This window comes from Methanoregula sp., from assembly GCA_026625165.1.
GTDB lineage: Archaea > Halobacteriota > Methanomicrobia > Methanomicrobiales > Methanospirillaceae > MVRE01.
This window is the reverse complement of record CP112999.1, coordinates 1,366,393-1,392,901: the sequence shown is the minus strand read 5'-3', so window position 1 is coordinate 1,392,901 and position 26,509 is coordinate 1,366,393. Positions and strand designations below refer to the sequence as shown.

Sequence of the window (26,509 nt, the reverse complement as noted above, 5' to 3'; positions counted from 1 at the left end):
CACTCAAAAATACGGCGTTTATTTATTGTTTCCCTGTGAAAAGGAATGTATGGATATTGAAGAGTTCGTCCGCCGGAGAAAGGGCCGGGGTATCCACGATTCAACAATACAGCAATCACTTGCAAATCATATCATAGCAATAAAAAATGCCGATCCCGCGTATGCATCTGCTTTTGCCGGTGCGGTTATCGAGGAGGTGAAAAACACCCGGGGCCTCAACGGGGATTTTTTTACTTTTGAGGCTGCGGGAGTGAATATGGGGGAGTTTGGTGTGGGCTCAAGAGGGAAGGGGGATTTTTTTGCCCACCGCCAGATCGCCAGGATCATTGGTAAGACCTCTGCCTCTGTCGGAGTGGACGAGATGGACGATGCCGGTGCGGTCTGCGCCAATGGGAAATATATTATCTGCACGGTAGACGGCATGCATTCCCGGCTTTCCGATTACCCGTTCCTTGCCGGGTTTCATGTCACCCGTGCCACGCTCCGGGATACCTATGTCATGGGAGCCCACCCGGTCATGCTCTTTTCCGACATCCACGTGGCAGATGACGGCGACGTTGCAAAGATCTTTGATTATACCGCGGGCATCACAACTGTCGGTGAAGCGATGGATGTACCGCTTGTCACCGGGTCCACACTGCGGATCGGGGGTGACATGGTGCTTGGCAACCGCATGACCGGGTGTGTCGGGGCAGTCGGGGTAGCTGAACATCTCACGGCGCGCAAGGCAATTCAGCCCGGGGACGTCCTGCTCATGAGTGAAGGAGCCGGCGGAGGTACGGTTGCAACTGCGGCGATCTATTCCGGTTATCCTGAAGTTGTCGAATATACCATTAACCTGAATTTCCTCTGCGCCTGTGAAACCCTCATGAAAAACCCGGTGTTTGACAAAATTCATGCCATGACCGATGTTACCAATGGCGGCTTGCGCGGAGATGTTTTCGAAATGGCAGAAACCGCACAGTGCCGGATTGTAATTGATGAGCAGGCAACCCGCGGACTTGTTGAGCCCCATGTTGAAGAAATGCTAGAAGCATTGAAGATCGATTACCTCGGTGTCTCAATTGACGCCCTCCTTGTCGCCGCTCCGCAGGACACTGCGCCGGAGATCTGCCGTGTTGTGGAATCAGCAGGTGTTGCAATGAGAGAGGTTGGGTTTGTGGAGACGGGAACTCCTGAATCCGTCCTGCATATTGATGGAAAGGATTGTGATTTCTCCCCTAGGTTCAGGGAGTCTGCCTATACTCCTGTTAAAAAAGTGGTGGATACACAGGTACGGGACTTTGAGGAAATGAAGGAGAAAGTGCTCCGTGCTTCGGAATCAGCTATTAAGAAAAAGCAACGGGTCCTTTCGTTGCTTGTGCAAAAAACAGGACACAGGAACGAAAAAGGATCCAACAACATTCTGATAAATCCCTGAAAAATTTGCATTTTTAAAACGTTAAATTGATTAAATCCAGTGAGGCGGTTATTCGGGTTTGGAGCCGTGCACGCAGATATTATATGCAAGTTGTGGAAGACGCCGCTCAACAAAAGGCTCCACTTTCCGCGCAAGGGTGAAAAGAGGGTCGATAAGGTCGATATGGGCAAACGAACACCACTTTGCCTGAATACCGGCAAACCCGGCGGTTGAGAACATCCCCAACATATCTGCCTCATCGTAATAGTGTTCGCCAAAGTCCCTGACAACGACGTGGCTGACCCGCATCCGTTCACCAATCTGGTAAATTGCAGGAACCCCGTATGTCAGCAGTTTCTTTCCCAGAGTGCAGATGGCAACCGTACCCCCGGGTTTTAGGACCCGGAATACCTCATCCAGCATACCCTGCGGGTTCCGCATGTAACTGAACGCGAGCAGGCTTGCAACCGCATCAAATGTATCATCAGCAAAGGGGATAGTCTCCCCGGTCCCGACAACAAACTCGCTCTCCTTGCACCGCCTTCTCGCCTGTAGAATCATTCCCCGGCTGATGTCAATACCCACAGCCGTACCGCTTTCCATCATGTATTTTTCAACAAAAAGTCCCGTTCCGCAACCGATGTCAAGCAGGAGCCCGGTTTGGGGGAGCACTTCCATAATATGACGGCTCAGGTGCGTGTGGTAACACCTTCCCCGGGAACGGTCATAGTGGTGGTCGTACCGGTCGGCTACATCATCGTAATGCCGCTGGATTTTTTCCTGCTGGACACCGTTCATGCGAACACGTCCCGGATGTCCGTAAGAAGGGAACCGATTTGGACAAACTCATTATTGCAATGCCCGAGCCGGGCATCGGTATCAGCGAGCGCGATTGCCATATGCGGATGGTTGTATTCACGGTGGATAAGGGCGCGGACTTCGGCAAGCACCTCAGCACCGGACAGCCCGGAATCGATCATGAGGGATTCGAGTTCCCGGGCTCCGGTCCTGAGATCCCCCCTCCTCACTGCGGTAATCGCGGAACTGGTAACCGTTCCGGTTTCCGACTGTGTCATGAGCACAAGGCTCCCTTTCTTTCCGGATTGCATCGCAACCTGGAGAAGCATCACCGCACGGCGGAGATTCCCCTCGGATGCCTGAACGATCAGTTCGAGGCAATCGTCATCGCAGGAACGCATGCGGGGACCTGTGGACTCTATCCTGCGGATTGCAGCAAGGTGAGACTGTATTGTCGGGCTGTCAATGGGAGCAAAAAAGAGCGGGAGGCAGCGTGAAGAGATTGCAGGAATAATTGCACTCGGTTTTGTTGTTGTAAATAAAAACCGGCAGGTCCCGCTTGTCCGTTCCATAATCCTTCGCAATGCTGCCTGTGCATCTTGCGTAAGGGAATGTGCATCTTCAAAGATCATGAGTTTAAAATCTGCATCAAGAGGGCGAAGAGCCGCATAGGACTTCACGATATACTTGAAGTTGGTAAGCAGGCTTTCCTGCTTCTGGAAAAGGTGGGAATACCGTTCGTCCTGTTCAAGGTAACTTTTTCCCTGTAAAAATAGGTCCGAGGTCTGGAATAATGAAGTATTCATCTGCCAGTTTTCCCCGTAGAGAGCCCGCGCAAAGCATTCGACCGCAGACGTCTTCCCCGTGCCATGACGACCCGCCAGCATCATATGAGGTACGGAACCCGTTTTTGCAAACGAATTGAGGTGAACGATTACCTGCTCCTGCCCCAGGATTTCATTAAAATTACGGGGCCGGTATGTATCAGTCCAGAGCATGGGATAGCCTCGATGTCATTTCACCTATTGCGTCTTGTAAAAGATAATTGTTATCGAATGAAGCAAGGAGCTGGTCCCGTTCTGTTATGGATAAAATAGTGCATGCCCGGGTGATGTTGGGGAGTGCCCGGGTCAGTTCATCAACAATAGTCAGGGTTGCCGTGCGTGCGGTACGGGAAAGGGGGTTGAGATCGATCGCAATCACGGTCTTGCCCATCCTGACAAGCGCCTCGCACCGGTCGCCATCTTCAAGGGGCACGAGCACGACATCAGCAGAGAATATGCCTTCCCGCCTGCACCATGCACGGTCATGAGAGAGCGGGAGCAGTTGTTCGGCCTCGCCGGAAAATACATCAACCCCTGCATCCCTTAAAAGGTGTTCGATTGAACTCACCCGCTTTTTTGTCCTGTGGAACAGGTTTACCTCAACAAGCGCCCCGCTGGATCTCTGGAGGTCTACGATCTCCCGTGCAGCAAGTGCTGCGGTATTACCATTTACCGAGATGACCGGTTTGCGTGCCGCGAGCAGGAATGCAGCCGCGGTCTCTTCGGCAATAAGTGCGCTGCCGGTAGTCCGCTCACCGATAAGGTAATCGAACGCCTCTCCTCTTCCATGAGCGGTGAGTCCCTCGAGAGTTACAATCCCTTTTTTTGCATGCCGTGCAAGCCGCCTGCGGGTTGCAAGGGATTTATACCGGGGATGATCCATGGGGATCATGGTGTACCTCCAATGACCCTCGGCCCTTCCTGTGCAATATGCATTTCATATATTGCACCGAACCCGGCAAGCACATTTTTTGCCTTTGCACTATAGGCAAAAACGCCGTTTCCGAGCATAGTCATGCTTGCCGGAACCCCGGCTTTCCTGCAACCGGCAAGGACTCTGGACACCTCATGAGTTATAAGGCCGCTCTGTTCTGCAAAATTTTTTGAAAGGGAAAAAAAATCACTTATTGTAAGAGGCACGTCTTTTGGAAACGCAGTTGCGACCCGGTCCATCTGCTCTTTTGAACCCAGCACATCGGGTGTGTGGATCGGTCCGAAGCTCAGGGCATACACGGCTCCGGGGAGATTAAGGTACCGGTGGACAGGCGCGGCGATCCCTGCGGTGGGGCGCACCACAAAGCCGCCTCCCCGGCATGCGGCCACATCCCCAAGACCTGTCCGGTGTTCAATCTCGGATTCATGTGCGGCACGGGCAATCAAATCCTCCCCCATGCCGAGATCATACAGGTTGTCCAGTGCGGTGAGTGCTGCAAGGATTGCAGCAGCCGAGAGCCCGAACCCGGCACCGATTGGAAGGCTGCATTCCGTTGTTACCCTTGCACTGAGGGAAAGCTGTTCCATCGCGTAGGCAACAGGTGGTGACGTGCGTGAGATCACCGTACGTTCGCCCGATTGGTCTTTTCTGCAGACAAGGATGGTGGTATGTTCCGAAGGTTCGACCCGTGCATGCACACCTTCGCTGATGACAATCCCTGCGCCGCAACTCCCGGTAGTTGCAGCATCCTGTCCCATAACCCGTTTAAAATATCCCGAGATATGCCCGGGACAGAATGCAGTAACAGAGCGTTTCATCATTTGCGGGAAACCTGTGGGTGGTGAGTATGGATAAAGTTACTGACCGAATGATAAATAATAATCGACCTTATCCTCAGGCGAATGCAGTTGCCATACCCGAACCGGTTCACTGCACCTGTTGCGCTTTGATCTCGCGGAGGATCCTCCGTACCTGCCCAAGGTTGATATCAGGGCTTGTCAGGATGCAGAGGTATTCATCAAAGAACGGGGCGATGATCACGTTCCCGCCCGGGATTTGGAGTGTCATCTGGACAAAAGACCCCCATTCCATGATGGAGTCAAGCTGACCGACCGTCATCAGCATGTCTTCTGCAGCAGCTACGAGAGATTCGAGGTTTACATCTCCAATTGAGACAAGTTTCATATCTTTGTTGAATATGAGGACGGCAATCACACCCTGCAGGGTCTTGATTCTCCCAAGCATGATCTGTGCGATCATCCTCATATCTGTTTCCGGCAGGAATTCCTCAACAGGGTATTTTGCCGTTTTCGGTCTGACCGGGTGTTGTTCAAAGGTGAATTTTTTTTCAACCAGATCTCCGGGGCCGGAATCCGGCGGGACTGGCGGGACTGCCTGGACACCTCCATCCCCATCATCCTTTCCCTCGGAATGAGGGCTATCCTTTGCAGGAAAAGCGGCTTTATGTCCAGAAAAGTCCGGAGGTTTTTCCCGTGACACGGATGGGGTGACCGGTTGTTGTTCAACAGGAATAAAGGCAGTCTGAGGTTCCGGAGGTGGCATGGCCACCGGGGGTAATATCTCTGTTTGAGTCTGAGGCCTTATGACAGGGACTGTCGGCGGTGCAGGTTCTTTATCAGGCTCTTTCATTCCATCGGGTGATCCTGCAATGCCGGCGATGCTCAGGGCTGAGGAGAATTCTTTGGGGGTGAGCATGTACATGCTGAAACGGATGAGAGGCTGGGTGCTGAAATAGTCCTTGGCAGCATGCCCCAAAAGTACGCGGTGGCCGTGCTGGAAATAACAGCTCCGGGCCTTCCCTCTGTCAATCAGTATGAACCCTTCTCCATCTTGTATCTTTATCCGGACAATGCCGACAAACCTCGCTGTATGGGAAAATATCCAGGGAAGCGGCGCTTCCATAGTTCCAATGAGTTTGCCTGCAGGCATCTGGTCAATCATAATCCTGCAATGATCTGGTTCCTGTATTTTTTCATCTCGAGACTGATCTGGCCGATATTGGCATTTGTCTTTGCAACAATGGTAAGAAAGGTATCGTCAGTGAGCGAGCCTGCAATAAGGAGATAGTCAGTGAATTCGATGACTACCGTTAAGAGTTCTCCTTTGCCGATCCGGCATGCCGCCATGTGGGATTCGGCCATCACAAAGGACATCGCGGCTGCGATGGCATCTGGCGATGACAGGCCGGATTTCACACTGGTGATGATATCCCCTTTCTTACCGATTACAAGGGCTGCTGTGACGCCGTTTATGATGAGAAATTTGTTGAGAATATCCTTGTCCATGCCCCCTCCGTGGAGGATTTTTCCAAAACCAAATCGAAATCATGGTTGTTCATTGTGGAACGGATTATAACTCACCCTGCAGGTTACCCATATTGGAACGACAGTATTTTGGATTCATACTCCAACTGCATGCTCTTACAATATTATGTTCCGGCAGATGCTCCTGTAAACATTCATCGGTCCTGTTCACTTTTATGTTTCTTCCCGTGCGAGGGTATCAAGAATCTTGTACGTGTTAATCATCTTGTTGAATGCAGTTACCAGTTCGCCAATCTCGTCATTACTCATGAACTGGATTTCCGATGTTTTGAGTTCTCCCTTGCTGATGCTGGTCGCAATCTCGGAAAGCTGGATAATGGGTTTTGTGATGTGGGTCGCAAGGAAGAAACTCCACATCATGATGATCGTGAGTGTCACGCAAGTGATGATGAAGATGACGGTCTGGAGCCCGAGCGTGCTGATAAGGGTCGTGGTCTCTCCCATGGACACTATGCCGAGAAGGAGTACCGGTAGCATCGCGACAAAGAGCATACTTACCATGAGTTTGTAGAATATCGGGATTTGCATATGTATCATCAGACCCCTCGTACCGATCCTCTGTTGTTCATTAACGGTCATGGATGAATATAATTCAGAAGTATTATTAAAATATTTCCCTTTTTTAAATCCTCTTAAAATCCTTTTTTTCTTAAATTTCCAAGAGAAATACATCCAATTACCCGCGTCATCTCCTAGTAAGAATATGCCTGGTGAAAGTCACGCTCATTGTTTACCGGATTTTACAGACTGTTTTGACAACCAGAAAGGTTTCGCCGCGATAATAACTTATGAGTTTTTCATCAGATCCCTAATCTCAATTCCTCGGTCTGACACACTATTTTTGTTTTCAGCGTCCAATGGATCTCCCTGTTTGCAAACAGAATTGTTGGACCAGCAATAAATTGAAAACCATACTGCCATGCCGCAGCTGGCATTGGTGTTACAAAAAGGCATATTTCCCAAAATTAAATCCTAGGCCCGGACAGGAATTACCTGTTTTGTCCGACAATCATCTTAAAAAGAAGGGCAGCGCACTCTTCTTTTGTTCCTGTGAATGGTGTACGCCCACGTTTTGAGACAAGGATAAATTCCCCGGATCCTGCATCCATTGTTTCCGGAGGGTTTGTAACAACAAAGGAGACGCCATTATTAAGCATCGCTTCCGCAGCTGCCGATGTATCCCTTCCGAGTTTGAAGGCAATAATTATCGGCACTGGTATCTTCACAACTTCCCCGATCACTTTGGAAAGCGGCAGAAGTTCGATGCTGACTTTTCTCCCGCTCTCAATCTTTCCGTTGAATGGGACGGGTGCGTAATCGGAGATCGCAGCGGCACTCATGTAGATATCTGCACCGTTCTCCCAGATATGCCGGAGTACCTGTTCGCGCATCTCCTGTGCCGAGACGGCAGGAAGATTGGTGACGCAAGGGAACAAGCCGGAATGAACGACCGTAACTTCAGCACCCAGCCGGAACCCTTCGAGCGCGAGTTCCCTGCCCATCTGCCCGCTTGATCGGGTTGTCAGCACCCGGATGTCATCCACCTTTTCCCTGCACGGACCGCTTGTGATCAGTATTTTTTTCCCATCAAGAGGCTTTCCAAGCAATTCCCGTTCACAGGAGAGCACGATCTCCTCGATTGAAGCGATCTTAGCCTTCTCCTCTTCGATCCTCGGGTCGACAACCCCAATGCCCCAGCGTTTCAGCCGCTGCAGGTTCTCAATTACCGCCGGGTGGCGGTACATGCTGTGGTGCATCGCAGGGACGATAAGGACGGGAACGTTGCTGCCGAGCGCTGTCGTTGCAAAGGTGGTTACCGTAGTGTCATCGATTCCCGAGGCAATCTTCCCGATGGTATTTGCTGTACCGGGCGCAATCAGCAGGAGATCTGCCGATCCCCCGTCTCCGCAGTACATGACATGCTCCACCATGCCGGAAATCCGTGTTATGGCAGTCCTGCCGGCAGCATACGTAAGCGCATCGGGGTGGATGATCCCGGTTGCTGCATGGCTCATCACAGGTTGGACCACGGCCCCTTTTTTACGGAGTGCATGGATAAGTTTTACCGTTTCGACCGCAGCGATGCTCCCCGTGACACCGAGGACGATCTCTTTATCTGCAAGTGTCTGCACCTGTGTCATCCCACCACGATATCCCAGACCATATGCCATGTATGTGGCCGGTATTTCTTCACCTTATGTACATGAATCTCTGCAGAAAAACCTGCGCCTGCAAGCAGCGACCGGATCTCGCTCCCGATCGTGCCGCAGCTATGTAGGTGGATGACGCCCCCTTGTCTCACATGCCGGAGTGCGAGCGGGAGCACGGGGAGGGAATCGAAATGCCCCATGACGATCCGGTCATATACTCCGGAAAGCAGGTTCCGGCAGTCTCCGCAAGATGCCTGTACATGGTCAGAGAGGTTGTTTATAAAAATATTTTTTTTGAGGTACTCGAATGCAACCGGGTTGATCTCCATGGCGTCGACAAATGCCCCGCTTCCCGCCATGGGGATGGTAAAATACCCGATACCGGCATACATGTCTGCAACGCGTTCAGGATGGCCGGATCGCTTTACACATTCTGCCATCCGCCGCTTCTCTTCGCGGTTGCCCTGCGCGAACATGACCCTTTGGGGGTCAAGCACGTAGGTAAAACCATTCTCCTTGTGCTGCACATCTCCTACTTCACCATACAGAATTTTGGTATCCGGGGTCCGGGTGCAGTCATTTAAGGAATGGATCAAGAGGATTCCTTTTGGGTGCCGGAAGTTGATGATCCCCTTGATCTCCTTATCCGATGGCATCCTGCCATGGAGCACCGCAACGTCCCCCATCATAAAATATCCTCTCCCGGAATATGGTGCACGATCAGGGAGTTCGCAGTCAAAGGCGCACCCTTCACGCACGGGTATATAAGCCGTATCTCCCTTGACATATGGCCTGCGCCCGTGGTCAACCCAGTCTTGGCGGGCTGATGAGTCGAGAAGGTCTTTTGCTGCCACACGGACTTTCATGCTTCACCCCAGAACGATAAGGTGATCGCCATCGCGAAGGACAAGCACGTGCTGTCCCGGCTGTATGTCCCTTTGGCTGGCGGTGGCGGGACACTCCCGCGTTGTGAACGAGGAGGGATCGATCACCCCAAGTGTGTTCTGGGAGGAATATGCGACGAGAGCTTCCTGCGCATTGCGTGCGTTCCCGATGATCTTTTCGATCTCGTCCTCCCGGACGTTCTTTACCGCCCCGTCCTTAAAATCAAATACCCGCATGGCATGGGGATCCACCTGTATAATCTCCCCGTATCTTCCCCGGAATCTGATCACATCGCACCGCTGGAACCTGGGAAGACGCACCGAATACGTGATCCGGAAGAGCTGTCGCCCGTTCTTTTCCCCGACAAGCTTCGGGTGGGTGGTGTATTTTCCTCCCAGTTCAGCAGTGATCTTCTGGGAGATCAGAAGGCCGATATGCTGGGAACCGACAACGATATCAAGACCGTCGCGTGTTTCGGTGCTGTCTGAAATAAACGAGAGCCGCTCCCCGCCCGTCTGCAGGGATTTTTCCACATCCGAAGCGATTGTTACCGCCATCTGTATCTCGTAGGAGCTGGGGAGTCGTCCTTGTGCCCTTACCTGCACCACTCCCTCATAATAGCTGCCGCTGATCCGGTTGCACCGGTCACACTGCTCCCGCTGCCATGCGATCTCCGTATCGCAGGTTGCCCCGACCTCTTTTCCATATAGTATCCCTTGTATGTTCAGGACTGCACGCGAACGGTTGGCGCTCAGGCCGGCTATCCTCGTATCGATATGGACATTTTTGACATCCGGGTGGAGATGGACGGCACTCCGTGCGATTTCAGGCGCAAGCAGTGAGCGTTCGCGGTCTGTATCCGTCCATGTATTGCCCTGCTTCAGTGCTCCGCACCCCGGGCAGTGGATGCATTTCACCTTGGCATCGCAGGAAACCCAGCGGGTCTTTTCAACCCTGCAGCGATCGCACAACCCCTGCCTGTCCGATGGTCTCCCGCAGTTCGGGCAGAACCGATCCTTGATACCCATACGTATTACAGCCTGAAGATCTGCGCGTGAGGGACCTCACCGATCATGATGCATCCGGCACGCGAAACAAGTCCCAGTTCAACTGCAAGCGCAACCGCACGCTCGCCCATCAGGTTTGCATTATCCGCTTTTTGTAATGCTTCGCGGATCTCGTTTTCACTTACCTGACAATCACCATAGAATGCTTCAGTGATGGGCACGTCGATGTCACCGGTACATAGTGTGGTGTTCATCAGTTCGCAGTCACATACTGCCACTACATCGCCGGCACCGGGAACACGGTGGATCTTCAAAAACATTGATCACTCATTGGGGGGGTGTGATAAAAAAGGTGACCGGTATTTTAAGAAAGATGGATCGGTACCCTGTATACCCTCTCAACCGTTTCGGTATGGATACGGTGGCAGTCCTCTTCACTGATGAGCCCCTGTACGAGAAGTTTTTTTGTAAACCTTGGCACTGACTTCGGGCCGATCACTGCACCGGGCCTTGAATTCTCGTCCATATAATCGCTTTCCATCGTGAACTTCCTCCTCTCCCTGCATAACATGGGAATCGCCTCATGCTTTGCAATAAATGAGGGCATGAGCCGGGTTTCCGGGATGGCATAGTGCTTTACGACCCGGTCAGGGCTCATACCTGCCCGCTGTGCCATGCCAACAATATCATCGCACGTCCCGCTCTCGGCATGTACCTGGAGCGCGCAGTCATATTCTTTTGCCAGCTCGAGCGCATAATCGAGGACATCATTTGATGCCGCTAAAATTTCCGGGGTGGTTTCATAATGCGGTCGCCCGCTTTTAAGTGCATATGCCCTGCCCTCGCTCACGTAACGCGCGGCAAGGCTCAAGCCCTCTTTCATCACCCCTGCTGCAGCCTCCGTTCCAAGCCGTTCCCCAATCCGCGAGATCTCCGCGGGATGTACGCCAAGTACCGGGAAGACCTTAATCCCGAGTTCCGATATCATCTGCCCGGTGCGGACGGTCTCCTCAAAGACAGGGGCAAAATCAGAGCCTGCTGATGGGAAAACCCCGTGTGACCACGAGGGTTTTGATACAAGAAAAATGTGCGTCCCGCCGGCTCGCAGGAAGTCCTTTGCCGCTTCGATCCCCCGCCCGTTCTTTACGTCAATATGGATATGGTCGTCAGTGATGGGGAAGGTGTTCGATTTCAAGGCATTCCACAACCTGCATGAGGGGATACCCCTTATTTTGGGAAAGCCGGGCCCTGCAGTAGGAAAATTCTACGCGGGTCACGATCCCGACTTCAAACATCAGGCCACAGAGTTCGCTGTACCCGAACCTGTTGGGCTGCATGAGGCTGCGGTCAAGGCGCACGGTGATCTCCTCCACACAGGGCTGGAGAATCACACTTTTTTCAATTGCAGACTCCACGCTTGCTGCGCTCTCCCGTGATACCGGGGTCCCTACCCACTGGTGATACAAAGCCCCCAGTTTGATCCCTGCCTCAAAAACTGCCTGTTCCCTGTTGGTCTGCATGCAACATCCTCAAATCAACTGGATGATCCCGTTCTTGGGCTCCATCGCCTCTCCGTTCCTGAGAAGCATATCGATGCCCTCGCGAACCTTGTCCCTCGCAAATCCTTTCTGGGATGCCACCTCGATCACCTGGTCGATGGAAGCGCGCCTGCCCTCTCCCCCAATGTCACGTATCGCGTCCTTGATCACCCGGACGATATCGCGTTTCTCCTTGGATATGCCGGTCGCAACCTTGTCGATATCAAATGAGCCGGTCTTTGCATCATACGCGATCTGGCGCAGGCATGCATCGACAATATGGATCACGCGCTCCGCATCAGCCTGCTCGATAGTGCTGGAGAGCCGGATACGTGCGCTAGCTTCTCCGAGCCGGACAAGGGCTTCGAGCTGCCGGGCAGTCACCGGTACCGGCTTGTTGGGCTCTGCAATTCCCCTGAGCTTGAGATAATAATTCACGAGGGCTTCCTTTGCTTCCGCAGAAAGGATCGGGTAACAGGACCGTTTTGCATATGCAACATACTTGCGGAAGAGCGAGGGCTCGATATCCGGTCTTACCTGCGAGAGCTGCTGCTCGATATATGCATCGTTAACCCCCGGGATCGGTGTCTTCTTGTGTTGTTGAATGAGCTCACCGATGCTGTGCGTCTTGAGGATGTGTTCGGCAATCGCAAGGTCCCTACGTGGTTCGGGCTGGTCGGCCATGATGAATATCAGGTCAAACCGAGAGAGCAGGGTGGGGGGCATATTGATCTGGTCTGCAATGTCGCCATACATGTCAAACCTCCCGTATTTCGGGTTTGCCGCCCCGAGCAGGGCGCAGCGGGACTTGAGTGTCGCTGTAATACCTGCTTTCGCAACCGAAATCGTCTGCTGCTCCATCGCCTCGTGCAGGGCGCTCCGGTCCTCTTTCTGCATCTTGTCCATTTCGTCCACTGCGGCGACTCCCATGTCGGCAAGTACCAGCGCACCGGCTTCAAGCGTCCACCGCCCCTCCCCGAACTCGTCTTTTACTGCAGTTGCCGTAAGTCCAGCTGATGTTGATGACTGCCCGCTCGTGTAGATCGCGCGGGGGGACAGCTTGACGATATATCTCAACAGCTGGCTCTTTGCGATGCCGGGATCTCCTATCAGCAGCACGTGGATGTCGCCGCGCAGGTGGCTCCCGTCAGGCATCTCCTTGGCTATACCGCCAAACAGCTGGAGCGCAATTGCCTCTTTAACATCCTCGCTCCCGTAAATTGTCGGGGCGATTGAATGCGTGATCTTCCGGTAGATCAGGGGGTCACGGGAGAGTTCCCGGATTTCATCCTCCGCATGGTCGTCGATCTCCACCTCCTCAAACTCTTTTTCCTGTATCTCGATGGAGTTGCATTCAAGAAATATATCAAAGACCGTGCTCTTCTCGCCTCGGACTACCCGCTGCATCGAACGCAGGATCCCGTTGATGATCACGCGGTCCCCCGGTGACACCAGTCCGGCAAGGTCATCCGTGACATCAATATCAAGTGTCTGGGGTTGCTCCCCTCCGCGCAGCCCTTCCGGGGATTCCTGCACCCGCAGCTTCTGGGAATCCACGAACCTGGAGCGTTTAGGTAGCAGTTCCAGTTTCTTGAACGTGCACCCGTCTGTGGCGCAACCATCCGGTTCGATAAACTTCCCGTATTTCTGCTTTTTGTACGTGAAATGGCCTGCGGGGCACTTGAAGACAGCCTCGACAATCCTTGGTCGGACCTCGGTGGTCTTTCGCAAAATGCCTTCGACCGAGATGAACCGGTTGATATCATCGGACCTGATATGACGGACCCCGATCTTTTGCGGGAGGTTCCTGAACCGGATATTGATGCCACGGGGTTCCTTGCCATCCTTTATCCTGATCAGCTGGTTGTTCTTGATCGCGTCCCATACATCTTCGAGCACTTTTCCGGGATTTACGAGAAGTTCGTCGGCGAGTATTATGCCAGGTTTTCCGAATTTCTCTATCTCCCGGTAATCGATATAAAGCGAACGGCGGTGGGGGTATTCGCGGCCCAGCTCCCCGAGGTCTTTTTTATAACGGCTTTTTAAAAACCGGTTCCAGTCCGATGCCCGGTCTTCAACACCGGTCTCAGCACTCTTATCCATGCACAAACCTCATGCCCGTTCCTGCGAAGAGAGCACAAACCTTGCGATAAGTGCCTCCATCTGGATATCGCAGTCCGCGCCTTCCGAGAGCCGGAAATCGGCCTCGCCCAGATGGTCGATCAAACGGACTTTAAGTCCCCTGTCCATGTTCCGTCTGAGGAGAGCGCGGTAGCACTGGTTGATCAGTTCATGCGCGGCAATTCCCCGCTCGTGCATCAGCTGGGCGAGCAGCGATTCGGCAGCGTCAAAGTCGCCGGTAAGCGAGAGGGTCAGGAGTTCCTCTATCTCATTCGGGCGGGCCGTCGAGGTGATTGCATAGACCTCAGGGGCATCAATCTTTTTTGTGATGATTGCTGCGCCCTGCAGGGCATTGATGGCCTTGCGCATGTCACCCTGCGCGATATAGACAACTGCATCCAGCGCGTCCTGGCTGACACTCAGGCCTTCACGGTGGGCAATCCTGCGGATCTCTTCCTGTATTGCCTCACGGGGAAGGGGTTTGAACCGGTAGATCGCGCACCGGCTCTGGATCGGGTCGATGATCTTTGAGGAGTAGTTGCAGGAGAGAATAAACCGGCAGGTCTGTGCATAGCTCTCCATCGTCCTTCGTAAGGCAGCCTGCGCATCCGTGGTGAGCGCATCCGCCTCGTCAAGAAAGAGGATCTTGTACGTTGCATCGCCAAGAGGAGTTGTTCTGGCAAACTGTTTTATCTGGTTGCGCACCACGTCAATCCCCCGCTCGTCAGATGCGTTCAGTTCGCGGAAGTTCATCTGCCATGACCCGCCAAAGATCTCGCGTGCAAGCGTGACTGCAGCTGTAGTCTTCCCGACACCAGCGCTCCCGGTGAAAAGAAGGTGAGGAAGGTTTTTTGTTTTTACATACGAGGAGAGACGTTCGACGATCTCGTCCTGCCCGACAATATCGGCAAGCCGCGTCGGCCGGTATTTCTCGATCCAGATTGTGTGGTTCTCCTCCATGAGTACCTCGATAATTTCCGTCCCATGTATTAAGATGCAGAGGTTAAGTATTGTTTTGCCTACAACTTTTGAGGGCAGAACAATGCTGCCTGACTGTACTACATGAATGTCATAATCTTTATCATAAGAGTTTTGAAATTACTCCTTATGAATTACCGGCTCATTTTCTGTGTTCTAGTGTTACTGATGGGAATCATCGCTGTTCCGGTATCTGCAGGCCTCACAAAGATCGACGCAGGGGCTCCGGTATATGTCGGTGAAATGGGGCTTGATATATCCACTGCGCTCAACGGCTGCAACCAGATCTCGTGGTGGCCGGCCGGTAATGACACAAGCTCACCGGCAGGCAAGGTAATTGAGATCACACAAAACAGGTTCAGTTATAACATAAGTCCCGAACTTTTTTCAGGATATGAAGGCACATGGTATTGCTCGGATAAAAAACCAGTTTATAAGGCGTTTACGGTTGAAAAACCCTGGTTTACCTTGAAAATCTGGGACGTCGACCTTGATAAGGATATGAGCGGGCAGAGCGTGCCGCGAAGCACCCAGGTCACCTACCGGATCGACACGAACCTGAACCGGGCGTTCAACAACCTTTACCGCCCTCTGGTCAACCCACTTGACCAGTTGTTCGATGTCCGCCTCAAAGGACCTAATGGAGCCGGTATCTCAAATATCTTTACGGGCAGTGCGGGAGCACCAGGTACCGAGATCCTTTCCTTTGATTCAAAACCTGATGTGAGAACATCTCCATTTATCTGGAGGGACGGGAAGGTATGGAACCACACAGCGCGGAGCGGGGACGGGACACCCCTCTATCCTCCGGGTACCTATACCTTTACCGGGACACAGAACCTCAACAATATGAAAAATTATTACGGGGATCTGGTAGGGGTCACAGTCTCGGGTCCGGTAAATATTACCTTCATTGCCGATGTGGCCACCCCTGCCCCAACGGCCACTCTGTCACAGCTTGTCATTACTCCTGAACCATCCCTGCCGGCAACAACGGTTGCGACGCTTGCGCCAACCCGGGCAGTGACCACGGTGACAAAAAAACCGACATGGACTTCGGCACCCCTTCCGGAATGGGTCACGTTCATGGCGCTTGGCATGGGATGCATGGTATTTGTCTTGTACCGGAGAGACAACCGCTGATATTTTGATCATCTTTTTTTACTCCCGTTCGCAATCATAGTGAGAATATCAATCTTAACCTGAGGCATAGTATGGATATCCAGACTCATATCCTGATTATCGGGCTTGTTGTGTTCTTTCTCGTTCTTGCTCCTGCCAGCGCTGCTGCATCGGAGCAGGATTCATACACAAGCGCCGGAGCATTGTACTCAAAAAGCGTTGACCTTGCAAATGAAGGGAAGTACAAAGAAGCCCTCAAGGCTTCCGATGAGGCACTTGCGTTCAATGCAAGCTCGCTCACGCATCTCATCCAGGCAAACCGGGCCGGGATCCTTGTCATGCTTGGCAGGTATGATGAGGCGATCACTGCGGCAGATGCGGCACTATCGGTCTCCGGGAACCTGACGACCACCCGTTCGATCGCGTATTACAACAAGGGCGATGCACTCCGCCATCTCGGGAGAACCGATGAAGCCCGTGATATGTTTAAAAAAGCGCAGGAATTAGATTCGTCCCTGGTACCTCCTGATTTGAGCGTTCCGGTTACACCCGCTGCACCGGCAACGACAAAGTCCCCCCTTTCGCCGTTTGCAGCAATTGCAGCGATCCTTGGTGCCTGCGCAGCTTGCCTTGGGTTCCGTTCAAAAATTTAATTTTTTTAAAATTTTATTGATAAATGGCAATCCTTGAATAGAATGCATTCTTACCATCGAATATGCGCAGGCAGGATTTTTCCCTTGTTTGTCTCCTTTTTTTGTCTATGTGCGTGGTCGCTGCAGGGTGTACAGGACTGCTGACGCGTGAAGGTCCGCTCACAAAATTCATGGAATCACCTCAAAATTCTACTGCCCGCCTGCTATCTCCGTCCCCGTTACCTGTCCCGACAACACCGGCGACTACGCTCCCTGAAACCCCGGAAATCACTGTTACTCCAACAGAGGACCCGTATTCCTATAACAATCTGCGGGTTATCCCCCAACCGGAAGATACGGTGGAATACCGGACCTTCAATTTCCGGTACAGGACAGTTGACTACTCGGTCCGGCTCCCGGTGAACACCTCCATCCTGCACGCGGCAAACGCATCTTCAAACAAACATATGATCATCGACAGCAAGGAAGTGGGGTACTTCTACCAGCAGATGACTGATGATCCCGCGATAGAGCCGTTCTATTCCGACATCCTAAAAGAGATACGAAAACAGCGGTTCAAGGGAGGCCGGACGCTCACTGATGACGAATACCTTGAATTTCTTGTAAGTTTCGTGCAGCAGATACCGTATGACAATACCACGACCGGCAACCCGAGATATCCGGTGGAGGTCATCTACGATGCAAAGGGAGACTGCGATGAAAAATCCATCCTTCTCACCGGGCTCCTCTCCAGGGAAGACTATGATGTCGGGCTCCTGATATTTCCCTCGCTGGAACATGCAACGGCGGGGATCCGGATCCACCTTGCAACAAACAAACCCTCGTTCAGGGTATTTTCCGATTCCAAACGGGACTATGTCTATATCGAGACGACAACAACACGGCTCATCGGTTTCTATGATGACGAGTACGAAAAAGCTCCTGCGCCAATCATTGTGCCGGTCGGCAAAGGGAAGCTCCTTTATGGCAAGGTAAATTACGTGATGAGTATTTTTTATGATATTCAGACAATCAAGACCAACATGAAGACTCTCGAAGAACGGGGTGGCCCCACCCACACTCTCTACAAGTGGGATTACGATGCATATGTCTCCTACGTCAATACCTACAACTTTGTCATGTCGACAAATGACCGTGTCGCGGCAATGGAGGCGATCCGCGAGAGCGAGCTACCGCATAACTCTGCCTGCATGAGCTGCACCTAACCCTTTTTGCATAGGACTATACCTTGAAGTTATATCCTCCCCAAATACTCTCACAGGTCTATGGAAGGGACAGCACGGGTTTTTGCGGGAGAATTCAACCGCTCGACATTAACCGTTCAGAGAGGGGATGGGCAAGGTTATAATTATATCGTCACCCCCGGCGGTGCTTACTGCCGTCTGCTGTTACTGATCGGAGCATTGACCGAATTATCCGATCTTGGTGATATGCTCCGGTGCAGGATCTCCGATCCGACCGGAGCATTTGATGTTGTGATCAGGGGAGCCAGAACAGATCTTTTCACAATGGCAAAGAATATCCCTGTCCCCTCGTTTCTCGCCATTATGGGAACAGCGCAGATGTACCAGAGGGACGGGCGCACCACACTCTCGGTACGCCCGGAATCAATAGAGGTCGTCGATCGCGCTGCCCGCGATCTCTGGGTGGTCAGGACAGCGGATCTCACCCTGCATCGTGTGGAGAGTCTTGCCAATGCCCTTGATAACCCATCGGAGAACCCGGAATTGCAGGCAGTGACAGGGCACTATTCGGTTACACGGGAGAATCTCCGGGATCTCGTGGTGATGGCAACTTCAGCGCTTTCTACAGTCCGCATACCGGCCTCCTCCCATCCTCCTCTAGTCAATCCCAGGAATCTCATCACCACGATTATTCAGGAGCATCAAGGCTCGCGGGGGGTTGCGATTGAAGAAATCATACGGCATGCTGTTCCTTCTGGCATCTCTCCGGAAGCTGCGAAGGCTGCAATTGAAGAGATGATCAAAGACGATACCTGCTACCAGCCCCAGAAAGGCGTCATCAGGCTGCTATGAATCTCCGGTTTTTTGAGGACGGCCCGGCGCTCATCGTGAAGAACAAAAAGCGCCTGCTCGTTGTGGCCGACCTCCACTTTGGAATCGAGTCGGACCTTGCCCAGCATGGCTGGCATTTTGCAAGCAGGAGCACGGAACGGCTTTGGCGCGTGATTGCATGCGTCAAGGCAACGAAACCGGATCTTCTCGTCCTTCTCGGGGACGTAAAACACAGCATTCCCAGGACCACCCGGCAGGAATACCGGGAGATCCCCGATATCCTCGCTGCCCTGCGCGAACGAGTCCCAATCCGGGTTCTGCCAGGCAATCACGACACCGGGATTGCCCCTTTTCTCAAAAAGGGAGAACTCCTTCCAAAGGATGGGGCGGTCATCGATGGCGTCGCGTACATGCACGGGCATACCCTTCCAAACCCGGACCTGTCCGGTCACCTGATTATTGCCGGCCACCACCACCCCATGGTCTCATTGCATGACGAGGTGGGGTGCTCGCTCCGTGCACCGGCGTACCTTCTTGCAGGGATCGATGAAGGTGTGTTCCGGTTTAAGGATGTCCCCTCCATGTCAGAAAAGACCCGGGTCCTCTTTATGCCTGCGTTCAATGAATGTGCAGGTTTTGATATTCTCCGGATTATTCACCACCCATTCTCCCCGCTCTCAAGGTCGATCCGGACTGACCGTGCTGAGATCTTTTGTGCGGATGGTACGTATGTCGGCCCGGTATCTGCACTGGAGGAAAATGTCCCCGATTGACCGCCTCGATGAGCGGGTGAGCGCCTGCATCTGGAAGCGGGGTTTTTCTGCATTGTCCGACCCCCAGATGCAGGCGATCCCCCTGGTCCTTGAAGGTAAAAACATCATCCTCATTGCTCCGACCGGCACCGGGAAGACTGAGAGTGCAATGATCCCTGTCTTTAACGGTCTGGTAACGGGAACTTATGGCAAAGGGATCAAGGCACTGTATATCACTCCGCTGCGTTCTCTCAACCGTGACATCCTGTCAAGGATGGAATGGTGGTGCCATGAGTTATCGGTCAAAATTGGTGTCCGGCACGGTGATACTTCCATATCAGAGCGCCGAAGGCAGGCACTATCCCCCCCGGACCTCCTCATCACGACGCCCGAGACCCTGCAGGCATTGTTTATGGGCAGGCGCCTGCGCAGCCACCTTTCCGGCATACGGTACGTGATTGTTGATGAAATTCACGAGCTTGCCGGCAGCAAGCGGGGGGCGCAGCTTGCCGTTGCACTCGAACGGCTTGTTGTCTATGCAGGAGATTTCCAGCGCATCGGCCTTTCTGCGACTGTGGGAAACCCGGACGAGATCGGGCGGTTCCTGTGCGGTTCCCGGCCTTTCTTTGATGTGCTAGTTCCCGTGGCAAAGCAGCTGGATGTCAGCGTCAGGTTTGCAGGCGAGTCGTTCAAGGAACAGGTAAGCGTGCTCTCTTCAATGCTTAGTGCGAAAGGGTCAACGCTGGTCTTTGTGAACACGCGGGTGACTGCCGAGGCGCTGGCGCACGAGCTCTTTGAGCGTGGCGACGTTGAGGTCCACCATGGTTCGCTCTCAAGGGATGTGCGGATCGACGCAGAGGAGCGGTTCAAACGCGGGGAGATAAAGACCCTGATCTGCACGTCGTCCATGGAACTCGGGATCGACATCGGCAGGGTGGATCACGTAATACAGTTCGGGTCCCCGCGGGAAGTTGCCCGGCTGGTCCAGCGTGTCGGAAGAGCGGGGCACAGGTTGCATACAGTTTCGCGCGGCACAATCCTTGCCACAGGTTTCTCCGACCTTCTGGAATCGCTTGTCATTGTGCGAAGGGCGCTTGCAAACGATATTGAGGACGTGATCCCCCACAAAAATGCCGCCGATGTGCTCGCAAACCAGATCGCAGGCATCGCGGTCGAATATGGGGAGATCGAACTGGAGCGGGTGCGCGGAATTATTAACAGGGCGCATGTGTTTTCTGACTATGGGAGCCTGCTTGACGATGTCTGCCGGCAGATGGAGGAGCACCGGCTCATCAGGCTGGACGGCAGCAGGATCATAACCACTGCGCGGGCCCGGAAGTACCTTGCGGGAAATCTCTCCATGATCCATGACGAGCGCAAGGTGCCGGTCTTTGACATGGTATCCCGGCGGACGGTCGGGACGCTCGATGAGTCCTTTGTCGTCGGCTGGGTGCATACTGGCGCAGTTTTTGTCACCAAGGGCCAGTTGTGGCGGGTGATCGAGATCGCTGACGGGAAACTCACCGTCGAACCGGCACGAAAGGTGCAGGGGGAGATCCCGTCATGGGAAGGCGAACAGATACCGGTCCCGTACACGATTGCCAAGGAAGCCGGGGCGCTTCGCAGGAGCAGGAGCATTGGGGACTACACCAGTGAACCCGACGGGATACAATATGCCCGGACATTCCTTGAAGCGATGGACAAAAACCGCTCACCTGTCCCCACCGATGAGCTTATCACGCTTGAAAATACCGACGAGGGGGTTGTCTGCAACATCTGCGCCGGGCACAAGGCAAATGAAGCCCTCGGGCGAGTCATCTCCATCCTGATCTCGGCAAAGTTCGGCACGACAGTTGGTATCGAGCTGGATGCATACAGGATCCTACTCCGGCTGCCTTCCTATATACGGGCGGCCGATGTGCGTGATATGCTGATGTCCGTTGACCCCCTGCACATGCCGGGCATCATTCGGCTTGCTCTCAAGCGCACCGCTCTTTTTAAGTGGAAGCTTGTGCAGGTGGCAAAAAAATTCGGGGCGATCGACCCGGACGCAGATTATGAAAGGATAAGTATCCAGAGATTGCTTGAATTCTTTGATTCCACGGTCGTGCAGCAGGAGGCGTACCGCGAGCTGCTCTCGGAATACATGGATGTTGCAACAGCTGCAGCCATCATAACCCTCGTCCAAAAGGATGAGATCAGCATCAGTACCGGGAGCCTCTCCATTATCGGTGCGGAAGGGCTGCTCACCTCGCGCGACCAGATCCCCCCGCCAACCGCAGACCAGGCGATCCTTGCTGCGGTCAAACGCCGGCTGGACTCTGATGATGTCGTGCTCTGCTGCATGAACTGCCGTGACTGGAAGAGCCGTACTGTGGTCTTCAGGGTCCCTGAGAAGCCCCGGTGCCCGAAATGCGGGGCCGGGCTGATCGCAGCCCTCAAACCATGGGAGGAGCAGTTGTGTGCGGCAATGAAGAAAAAGAAGAAGACCGCTGAAGAACAGGAGAACGAGCGGCGGCTGATGAAGAACGCAAATATCGTGCTATCCAGCGGTAAAAAGGCGGTTATCGCGCTTGCAGCAAGGGGTATCGGCCCCGAGAACGCATCCCGTATCATGGGGACCCTTACCGACGGGGACGCGTTTTACCGCGAAATCTTAAAAGCAGAGCGCAATTTTATCCAGACGCACCGGTTCTGGCAGTAAAAATATAAAAAAATGGGATTTACAAAAAAAAAATATTACATAATACTTTCGAGTTTCTGCTCTAGGAAGTCCAGCCCCTTCTTGATGTCCTCAAGGTTTTTCCCACCGGTGAGGATGATCTTTCCCGAGCTGAAGAGCAGGGCAACGATTTTTGGGTCCTTGATACGATACACGAGGCCGGGGAACTGTTCGGGTTCATATTCGATATTTTCAAGGTTCAGCGTGATGACGACCTTGTTGAGGTTGATGTACTTGCCGATATCGTACGAACAGACGATGTTGGTGATCGCGACCTTGGGTTCTTTGTAGGTCTTCACTCCTGCTCCCTTAAGCGAGCTGATGATGAGTTTGAGCCCGTCATCAAGCGCCTTTTTATCCCTGATGCCGGTGAGGACGACCTTTCCTGAAGAAAATATCAGGGACGCAATTTTTGGCTTCTCGATCCGGTATACCGCCCCGGGGAACCGTTTGGTGTTGAGCTCGCAGCTTGGGATCTTTTTTGATACTATTGCGAGATCTATGGAATCAGCAATAACGCCGGACGCGACGATATTTTCGATTTTTAATGTTTCGTACCGTTTATCAGCCATCCAGTATGTAATCTGCGCATCAAATCATAATACTAATGGAGAACCTTTATGTCCCATTCTACGGTGACGATGGCATGATGTCCCATCTGTCAGAAATTATTGTCCCCGTCCTTTTTGGCAAATCATGATGGTACGGTTTTGGTTTGATTTTTTAGTTACAAAGGATGAGGAACTGACAAAAAAGATCGATTTTATAGATAGGGTATCCGGGTCAAAGAAACAAATGAATACCTAACTTTATTAAATTTTACAAAGCAATGATTAAAGGCGCGAGGGTTGCCAAGCCAGGTCAAAGGCGTCAGGTTCAGGGCCTGATCTCGCAGGAGTTCGGGGGTTCAAATCCCCTCCCTCGCATTCGCGGTTTTGTTATTGTTTTCAAGATCTCCGTTTGTGTTTTTTCCGGATTCGATGCAGTATGGTTACGTCCGGAAGTTAATGCGGTTAAATATGGTTAAGTCCGGAAGATGACGGGGTTATCCGGGTTTGTTATGACCGGTCCGATTACAACAAAACGGTGAGAAGGGCAGAGGTACGAGGGTTGCCATACCAGATCAGAGGCGCCGGGTTCAGGGCCCGGTCGCGCAGGCATGCAGCCGCCCCGATCCCCGCAATTGGTGCCGCAGGATAAGCATGGGAATGACTGGCGGGCAGGAGGGCTCTCCTTGGCCTTCCTTGTCGATACGGAAAAGAATGATTGTATCCGGTTATTTCGACTGTCCCTGTTTGAACGGGACATACGAGATCTCGATGTCTGCCTCAACACCATCTTTAGGATAATTGGTCGTTCCCCGCGGGTAGAAGACATATACGGAATAATAGGTATAGTCCCCTTGCGCATTCTTTGCAGCCTCGTCTACAGAAGCTTTCCATGCCTTTACTTTAACGCCCTGATCATTGTACGCATCGACCTGTTTTGAGACCGGGTCCGGGAAACCCCCGGTCCAGGTACGGAAATTGTACATGACCGGAGGTTTTGTCCCGGATTCTGCAAGCGCCTGGTCCTTGTACCAATAGGTGAGTGTCATCTGGGCATGGCAGTTCTTGTTGGCTTCCGGTGTTGTCAACTTGAATTCCGGCTGGTCTTTGGTCAGGAGGAAATTACCTCCGTAACTTACCCGATATGAGCACTCACTGGACAATGGGAGCCCCTCACTGCACCCTGCGGAAAGGATGCATGCAATGAGAATGGCCAGAAGAACACCGATAATGACAACAGACGGACGGGGCATAAGAGTAAAACGTCTGTCTCTGTTAATATCTTTTTGCCAGTGACCGGGGTGACGGGTATCTCCTCCATCACCTTTATTATCAAAGGCCGGGGGAGATCCGGTTCCTTTCGGTCCGGGAATTATGCGCCTCAACCGCCGGTTTTCCGGGTTCGTTATGACTGGTTCGCTTACGACAAAATGGCGAGAGAGGACAGGGGCGCGAGGGTTGCCAAGCTAGATCAAAGGCGCAAGGTTGAGGGCCTGATCTCGCAGGAGTTCGGGGGTTTAAATCCCCTCCCTCGCATCCTTGTTTTTGGTTATAGTTATCTCACAATTTGGAACTCTATTTATCTCACCATCCTCCAAAACTAGGTTATTGACTCGGGCGCAGTTTCGAGATTTTGTAATATATAGTTTTCAAAATTGGGCTCTGTAGAATTCCTCAATAGCAATCCGAACAGAAAATGATCTCATCCATCTTGAGAGGTTATTGAAAAAAAATCAGAGTTTCTACAGAGCCTCAAAAATTATCTGTCAACGATTCCATTGATTGTTTCACTATTGTCTTCTCCCATAGTGCAACAGTTGGTCTGTATTGACCATGAACGTAGGCCACACGACCATCGTTTTGAATGAGGATGTATGCTTCGTTATGAGAATCCTCGATGGTCCTCCACACAATATATCCAGTCTGCCGACTCTGGACTATTGTTGTACCGGATTCTTTGTATAGAGTCTGAAAATGAGTATCCCACGATATTTTGCGTGCTGGGTGACCTGATATGAGATAATATGTTGGATCACTAAAGGCTTTGGGACAGACGACCCCCCCTGCCTCGCCTTTATAAATCCACGTGTGGTTACACTCTGGACTCGATGTCCCATCAGGAAGTAATATTTTAATTAAATAATCGAGGGTTTCATTATCAATATAATTTTGGTCAATTTGTTTTTTAAAAGAGTAAGTTCCAAAATCCAATCCGGTTTTAACAAACACAAATGCTGTTTCTGACATTTCATATTTGTCTGTTGCATATAATTGATTTGCGCCATTCCACGTTGTATTTTTCCATTGAGGAGGCACGGATATTTTCATATCCCCCTCACCGACGTACAGCACTCCCCACGAATCATAGATAGATCGATCCGGTTTGATTTCCACAATATGGACTGGAACAGCCGTAGTTGTTGGAAGAACGGTTTGATTTTTTATTTCTGTTGTGTTAACACATCCACTTGTCAAAATGAAGAAAAATCCAACAATTATTACAATTATTGGAAATGGTTTTTTCGGCTTTATTGAAAACAAATCTGTTATCGTAACGATAAATCTCACAAAACGCTTAATTGAGTTACTATAATAAAAAATATTTGTAACAAACTAAATCATATGTGTTCTTGATTTTTCATTCTCCATCTCGTAAACCTCGCAATCCCAATTCTCTCCGCTTCACATTGCCGCATCTGAATAATCTCCGCGATTTTGATTGGATTGCATCAAGCCTTCGCCACCTCCCTCATACTGTTTCTTTCGGTCCAAAGGGTGGGGGGCCACCCATTGGCCATGCCCTACCCCCACCTTCAAAACCCATTTACCCCTCTCTATTTTCAACCCACTCCCTCAAATTCTGAGCGACTTCCCAACGATAAAATGTTGGCCCGCCCGCTCGCGGGCAAGGGGCAACTCGAAGATATCTTCGATATCTTCTCAAGTCCGCTATCGCGGCCTTAGGAAAGGCAGACACCCCCCACCCACTTGGATCGAGACCCCTTCCGCGATCGCGTGAGGGGTCTTGAGTACGATGACCAGCCCCCCACCTTTGAGCACATGAGGGGGTACCCCCACCCTGTTCCGGTTTTTGGTCTCCGACAGAGATTCCAGCGGGATCGGCTTCGTTTCCTGTGCAAACAGAGGGGGTATCCCCACTTATGTGCCTTAAGGTGCCCCCCACCCGATCAAAGCGAGGTACCCCCTCAGACCCCACCATGGGGTCGGCCTTGCTCAGACCAGCTCCCCCCACTCATGTATGAAGGTGGGGGGAGTACCTCACGTAACTGTTCCGGGCTCTCTTACAAGAGCTGTCATTGCTACAACCTCCGCTTCCTGTGCACAAGGGGATTGAACTAAAATGAAGGTCTGAACCTGTTGGGATCGAGGAGAGTGTCTTTGGTTTTTATCAGGATACTCTCTGACAAGTGTACGATGTCAGAGGTATCGTCAACCAAGTAAAAATGATCATCATTTAACTTTACTCCTTCTGCCCCCTCCCAGATGGAATAATCCCCTGAACCCTGCCTACCTTTCCATCCTGCAACCTCACCTTGATCCCGTGTGGGTGGAATGAGGAATTGGTGAGGACGTCCTTCACGATGCCACGGACCAGTTTTCCGCTCCGCTGGTCTGTTTTCGTGATGATATCAACGGTAATACCTGGAAGAACCGCAGAGCGTTGCTTCGTATCGTTGGGAGGTGTCATAGGGTGGAC

General features: G+C 52.2%; 26 protein-coding genes and 2 tRNA genes. 9 read left to right on the top strand and 19 right to left on the bottom strand.

The features are described 5' to 3' along the window. The first annotated feature begins 49 nt into the window (after positions 1 to 49). The gene (locus tag OS112_07250; GenBank protein ID WAC04259.1) at positions 50 to 1,420 is read left to right on the top strand and encodes an AIR synthase-related protein; all 1,371 of its coding nucleotides are present in this window, start codon (positions 50 to 52) and stop codon (positions 1,418 to 1,420) included. A 48-nt stretch (positions 1,421 to 1,468) separates the two neighbouring features. Here OS112_07250 and OS112_07245 read toward each other — a convergent pair whose 3' ends face one another. The 15 genes from OS112_07245 to OS112_07175 form a co-directional block, all read right to left on the bottom strand. Then, the gene (locus OS112_07245) at positions 1,469 to 2,197 is read right to left on the bottom strand and encodes a methyltransferase domain-containing protein (protein WAC04258.1); all 729 of its coding nucleotides are present in this window, start codon (positions 2,195 to 2,197) and stop codon (positions 1,469 to 1,471) included. After that, the gene (locus OS112_07240; protein ID WAC04257.1) at positions 2,194 to 3,195 is read right to left on the bottom strand and encodes an AAA family ATPase; all 1,002 of its coding nucleotides are present in this window, start codon (positions 3,193 to 3,195) and stop codon (positions 2,194 to 2,196) included. The genes OS112_07245 and OS112_07240 overlap by 4 nt, the downstream gene beginning before the upstream one ends. Further along, positions 3,182 to 3,913, bottom strand: a complete 732-nt coding sequence (locus tag OS112_07235) for a 4-phosphopantoate--beta-alanine ligase (GenBank protein ID WAC04256.1) — start codon at positions 3,911 to 3,913, stop codon at positions 3,182 to 3,184. The genes OS112_07240 and OS112_07235 overlap by 14 nt, the downstream gene beginning before the upstream one ends. After that, positions 3,910 to 4,773 carry a pantoate kinase gene (locus tag OS112_07230; protein ID WAC06154.1) on the bottom strand — a complete coding sequence of 288 codons (864 nt, stop codon included), beginning with the start codon at positions 4,771 to 4,773 and terminating at the stop codon, positions 3,910 to 3,912. The genes OS112_07235 and OS112_07230 overlap by 4 nt, the downstream gene beginning before the upstream one ends. A 109-nt stretch (positions 4,774 to 4,882) precedes the next feature. Further along, on the bottom strand, positions 4,883 to 5,917 hold the full coding sequence (locus tag OS112_07225) for a roadblock/LC7 domain-containing protein (protein ID WAC04255.1): 1,035 nt from the start codon (positions 5,915 to 5,917) through the stop codon (positions 4,883 to 4,885). After that, complete coding sequence (locus OS112_07220; GenBank protein WAC04254.1) at positions 5,914 to 6,261, bottom strand: roadblock/LC7 domain-containing protein; 348 nt, start codon at positions 6,259 to 6,261, stop codon at positions 5,914 to 5,916. The genes OS112_07225 and OS112_07220 overlap by 4 nt, the downstream gene beginning before the upstream one ends. A gap of 192 nt (positions 6,262 to 6,453) precedes the next feature. Next, positions 6,454 to 6,837: a HAMP domain-containing protein gene (locus OS112_07215; protein WAC04253.1), complete on the bottom strand. Its 384-nt coding sequence runs from the start codon at positions 6,835 to 6,837 to the stop codon at positions 6,454 to 6,456. Between the two features lie 452 nt (positions 6,838 to 7,289). After that, complete coding sequence (gene coaBC / locus OS112_07210; protein ID WAC04252.1) at positions 7,290 to 8,441, bottom strand: bifunctional phosphopantothenoylcysteine decarboxylase/phosphopantothenate--cysteine ligase CoaBC; 1,152 nt, start codon at positions 8,439 to 8,441, stop codon at positions 7,290 to 7,292. Next, entirely contained in the window at positions 8,438 to 9,316 is an 879-nt protein-coding gene (locus OS112_07205) for an SAM-dependent methyltransferase (GenBank protein WAC04251.1), read from the bottom strand. The genes coaBC and OS112_07205 overlap by 4 nt, the downstream gene beginning before the upstream one ends. A gap of 3 nt (positions 9,317 to 9,319) precedes the next feature. After that, positions 9,320 to 10,363 carry a 60S ribosomal export protein NMD3 gene (locus OS112_07200; protein ID WAC04250.1) on the bottom strand — a complete coding sequence of 348 codons (1,044 nt, stop codon included), beginning with the start codon at positions 10,361 to 10,363 and terminating at the stop codon, positions 9,320 to 9,322. 5 nt (positions 10,364 to 10,368) lie between these two features. Further along, a complete protein-coding gene (locus OS112_07195; GenBank protein WAC04249.1) occupies positions 10,369 to 10,662 on the bottom strand; it encodes a DUF424 domain-containing protein in 294 nt (97 codons plus the stop codon). Positions 10,663 to 10,706: 44 nt separating this feature from the next. Next, complete coding sequence (locus OS112_07190) at positions 10,707 to 11,537, bottom strand: TatD family hydrolase (protein WAC04248.1); 831 nt, start codon at positions 11,535 to 11,537, stop codon at positions 10,707 to 10,709. Further along, positions 11,509 to 11,862, bottom strand: coding sequence for a dihydroneopterin aldolase family protein (locus tag OS112_07185; GenBank protein WAC04247.1), 354 nt, complete (start codon positions 11,860 to 11,862; stop codon positions 11,509 to 11,511). Before OS112_07185 ends, OS112_07190 begins: the two co-directional genes overlap by 29 nt. 9 nt (positions 11,863 to 11,871) lie before the next feature. Beyond that, positions 11,872 to 13,983 (bottom strand): minichromosome maintenance protein MCM, encoded by a 2,112-nt coding sequence (locus OS112_07180; protein WAC04246.1) that lies wholly within the window; start codon positions 13,981 to 13,983, stop codon positions 11,872 to 11,874. A 9-nt stretch (positions 13,984 to 13,992) separates the two neighbouring features. Beyond that, positions 13,993 to 14,961 (bottom strand): replication factor C small subunit, encoded by a 969-nt coding sequence (locus OS112_07175; protein ID WAC04245.1) that lies wholly within the window; start codon positions 14,959 to 14,961, stop codon positions 13,993 to 13,995. A 147-nt stretch (positions 14,962 to 15,108) separates the two neighbouring features. Here OS112_07175 and OS112_07170 point away from each other — a divergent pair, with 147 nt between their 5' ends. The 6 genes from OS112_07170 to OS112_07145 all read left to right on the top strand — a co-directional run bounded on the left by OS112_07170 (position 15,109) and on the right by OS112_07145 (position 22,225). Then, a complete protein-coding gene (locus tag OS112_07170; protein WAC04244.1) occupies positions 15,109 to 16,122 on the top strand; it encodes a DUF3821 domain-containing protein in 1,014 nt (337 codons plus the stop codon). Positions 16,123 to 16,193: 71 nt separating this feature from the next. Then, positions 16,194 to 16,754 (top strand): tetratricopeptide repeat protein, encoded by a 561-nt coding sequence (locus OS112_07165; protein WAC04243.1) that lies wholly within the window; start codon positions 16,194 to 16,196, stop codon positions 16,752 to 16,754. 107 nt (positions 16,755 to 16,861) lie between these two features. Continuing rightward, positions 16,862 to 17,959: a hypothetical protein gene (locus tag OS112_07160; GenBank protein WAC04242.1), complete on the top strand. Its 1,098-nt coding sequence runs from the start codon at positions 16,862 to 16,864 to the stop codon at positions 17,957 to 17,959. A gap of 60 nt (positions 17,960 to 18,019) precedes the next feature. Further along, on the top strand, positions 18,020 to 18,790 hold the full coding sequence (locus OS112_07155; GenBank protein ID WAC04241.1) for a hypothetical protein: 771 nt from the start codon (positions 18,020 to 18,022) through the stop codon (positions 18,788 to 18,790). After that, positions 18,787 to 19,542, top strand: a complete 756-nt coding sequence (locus tag OS112_07150; protein WAC04240.1) for a metallophosphoesterase — start codon at positions 18,787 to 18,789, stop codon at positions 19,540 to 19,542. Before OS112_07155 ends, OS112_07150 begins: the two co-directional genes overlap by 4 nt. Next, positions 19,529 to 22,225, top strand: a complete 2,697-nt coding sequence (locus tag OS112_07145; GenBank protein ID WAC04239.1) for a DEAD/DEAH box helicase — start codon at positions 19,529 to 19,531, stop codon at positions 22,223 to 22,225. The genes OS112_07150 and OS112_07145 overlap by 14 nt, the downstream gene beginning before the upstream one ends. Before the next feature lie 35 nt (positions 22,226 to 22,260). Here the strand turns inward: OS112_07145 and OS112_07140 are convergent, their stop codons facing one another. Beyond that, positions 22,261 to 22,815, bottom strand: coding sequence for a TATA-box-binding protein (locus tag OS112_07140; protein WAC04238.1), 555 nt, complete (start codon positions 22,813 to 22,815; stop codon positions 22,261 to 22,263). A gap of 269 nt (positions 22,816 to 23,084) precedes the next feature. Here OS112_07140 and OS112_07135 point away from each other — a divergent pair. Next, a tRNA-Leu gene (locus OS112_07135) sits at positions 23,085 to 23,169 on the top strand. 350 nt (positions 23,170 to 23,519) lie between these two features. Here OS112_07135 and OS112_07130 read toward each other — a convergent pair. After that, positions 23,520 to 24,044 carry a hypothetical protein gene (locus tag OS112_07130; GenBank protein WAC04237.1) on the bottom strand — a complete coding sequence of 175 codons (525 nt, stop codon included), beginning with the start codon at positions 24,042 to 24,044 and terminating at the stop codon, positions 23,520 to 23,522. A 198-nt stretch (positions 24,045 to 24,242) separates the two neighbouring features. Between OS112_07130 and OS112_07125 the strand changes: the two genes are divergently transcribed. After that, positions 24,243 to 24,327, top strand: a tRNA-Leu gene (locus OS112_07125). Between the two features lie 216 nt (positions 24,328 to 24,543). Here the strand turns inward: OS112_07125 and OS112_07120 are convergent. Continuing rightward, on the bottom strand, positions 24,544 to 25,359 hold the full coding sequence (locus OS112_07120; protein ID WAC04236.1) for a hypothetical protein: 816 nt from the start codon (positions 25,357 to 25,359) through the stop codon (positions 24,544 to 24,546). 913 nt (positions 25,360 to 26,272) lie between these two features. Continuing rightward, positions 26,273 to 26,500: a YwbE family protein gene (locus tag OS112_07115; protein WAC04235.1), complete on the bottom strand. Its 228-nt coding sequence runs from the start codon at positions 26,498 to 26,500 to the stop codon at positions 26,273 to 26,275. Between the last annotated feature and the right edge of the window lie 9 nt (positions 26,501 to 26,509).

Excerpts from the sequence above, each read along its gene's own strand:
- OS112_07180 (WAC04246.1), bottom strand. The coding sequence starts at position 13,983 with ATGGATAAGAGTGCTGAGACCGGTGTTGAAGACCGGGCATCGGACTGG.
- coaBC (WAC04252.1), bottom strand. The coding sequence starts at position 8,441 with ATGACACAGGTGCAGACACTTGCAGATAAAGAGATCGTCCTCGGTGTC.
- OS112_07145 (WAC04239.1), top strand. The coding sequence starts at position 19,529 with ATGTCCCCGATTGACCGCCTCGATGAGCGGGTGAGCGCCTGCATCTGG.
- OS112_07240 (WAC04257.1), bottom strand. The coding sequence starts at position 3,195 with ATGCTCTGGACTGATACATACCGGCCCCGTAATTTTAATGAAATCCTG.
- OS112_07160 (WAC04242.1), top strand. The coding sequence starts at position 16,862 with ATGTGCGTGGTCGCTGCAGGGTGTACAGGACTGCTGACGCGTGAAGGT.
- OS112_07230 (WAC06154.1), bottom strand. The coding sequence starts at position 4,773 with ATGAAACGCTCTGTTACTGCATTCTGTCCCGGGCATATCTCGGGATAT.
- OS112_07170 (WAC04244.1), top strand. The coding sequence starts at position 15,109 with ATGAATTACCGGCTCATTTTCTGTGTTCTAGTGTTACTGATGGGAATC.
- OS112_07175 (WAC04245.1), bottom strand. The coding sequence starts at position 14,961 with ATGGAGGAGAACCACACAATCTGGATCGAGAAATACCGGCCGACGCGG.
- OS112_07130 (WAC04237.1), bottom strand. The coding sequence starts at position 24,044 with ATGCCCCGTCCGTCTGTTGTCATTATCGGTGTTCTTCTGGCCATTCTC.
- OS112_07165 (WAC04243.1), top strand. The coding sequence starts at position 16,194 with ATGGATATCCAGACTCATATCCTGATTATCGGGCTTGTTGTGTTCTTT.
- OS112_07155 (WAC04241.1), top strand. The coding sequence starts at position 18,020 with ATGGAAGGGACAGCACGGGTTTTTGCGGGAGAATTCAACCGCTCGACA.
- OS112_07150 (WAC04240.1), top strand. The coding sequence starts at position 18,787 with ATGAATCTCCGGTTTTTTGAGGACGGCCCGGCGCTCATCGTGAAGAAC.
- OS112_07220 (WAC04254.1), bottom strand. The coding sequence starts at position 6,261 with ATGGACAAGGATATTCTCAACAAATTTCTCATCATAAACGGCGTCACA.
- OS112_07185 (WAC04247.1), bottom strand. The coding sequence starts at position 11,862 with ATGCAGACCAACAGGGAACAGGCAGTTTTTGAGGCAGGGATCAAACTG.
- OS112_07215 (WAC04253.1), bottom strand. The coding sequence starts at position 6,837 with ATGATACATATGCAAATCCCGATATTCTACAAACTCATGGTAAGTATG.
- OS112_07200 (WAC04250.1), bottom strand. The coding sequence starts at position 10,363 with ATGGGTATCAAGGATCGGTTCTGCCCGAACTGCGGGAGACCATCGGAC.
- OS112_07235 (WAC04256.1), bottom strand. The coding sequence starts at position 3,913 with ATGATCCCCATGGATCATCCCCGGTATAAATCCCTTGCAACCCGCAGG.
- OS112_07115 (WAC04235.1), bottom strand. The coding sequence starts at position 26,500 with ATGACACCTCCCAACGATACGAAGCAACGCTCTGCGGTTCTTCCAGGT.
- OS112_07225 (WAC04255.1), bottom strand. The coding sequence starts at position 5,917 with ATGATTGACCAGATGCCTGCAGGCAAACTCATTGGAACTATGGAAGCG.
- OS112_07140 (WAC04238.1), bottom strand. The coding sequence starts at position 22,815 with ATGGCTGATAAACGGTACGAAACATTAAAAATCGAAAATATCGTCGCG.
- OS112_07205 (WAC04251.1), bottom strand. The coding sequence starts at position 9,316 with ATGAAAGTCCGTGTGGCAGCAAAAGACCTTCTCGACTCATCAGCCCGC.
- OS112_07250 (WAC04259.1), top strand. The coding sequence starts at position 50 with ATGGATATTGAAGAGTTCGTCCGCCGGAGAAAGGGCCGGGGTATCCAC.
- OS112_07245 (WAC04258.1), bottom strand. The coding sequence starts at position 2,197 with ATGAACGGTGTCCAGCAGGAAAAAATCCAGCGGCATTACGATGATGTA.
- OS112_07195 (WAC04249.1), bottom strand. The coding sequence starts at position 10,662 with ATGTTTTTGAAGATCCACCGTGTTCCCGGTGCCGGCGATGTAGTGGCA.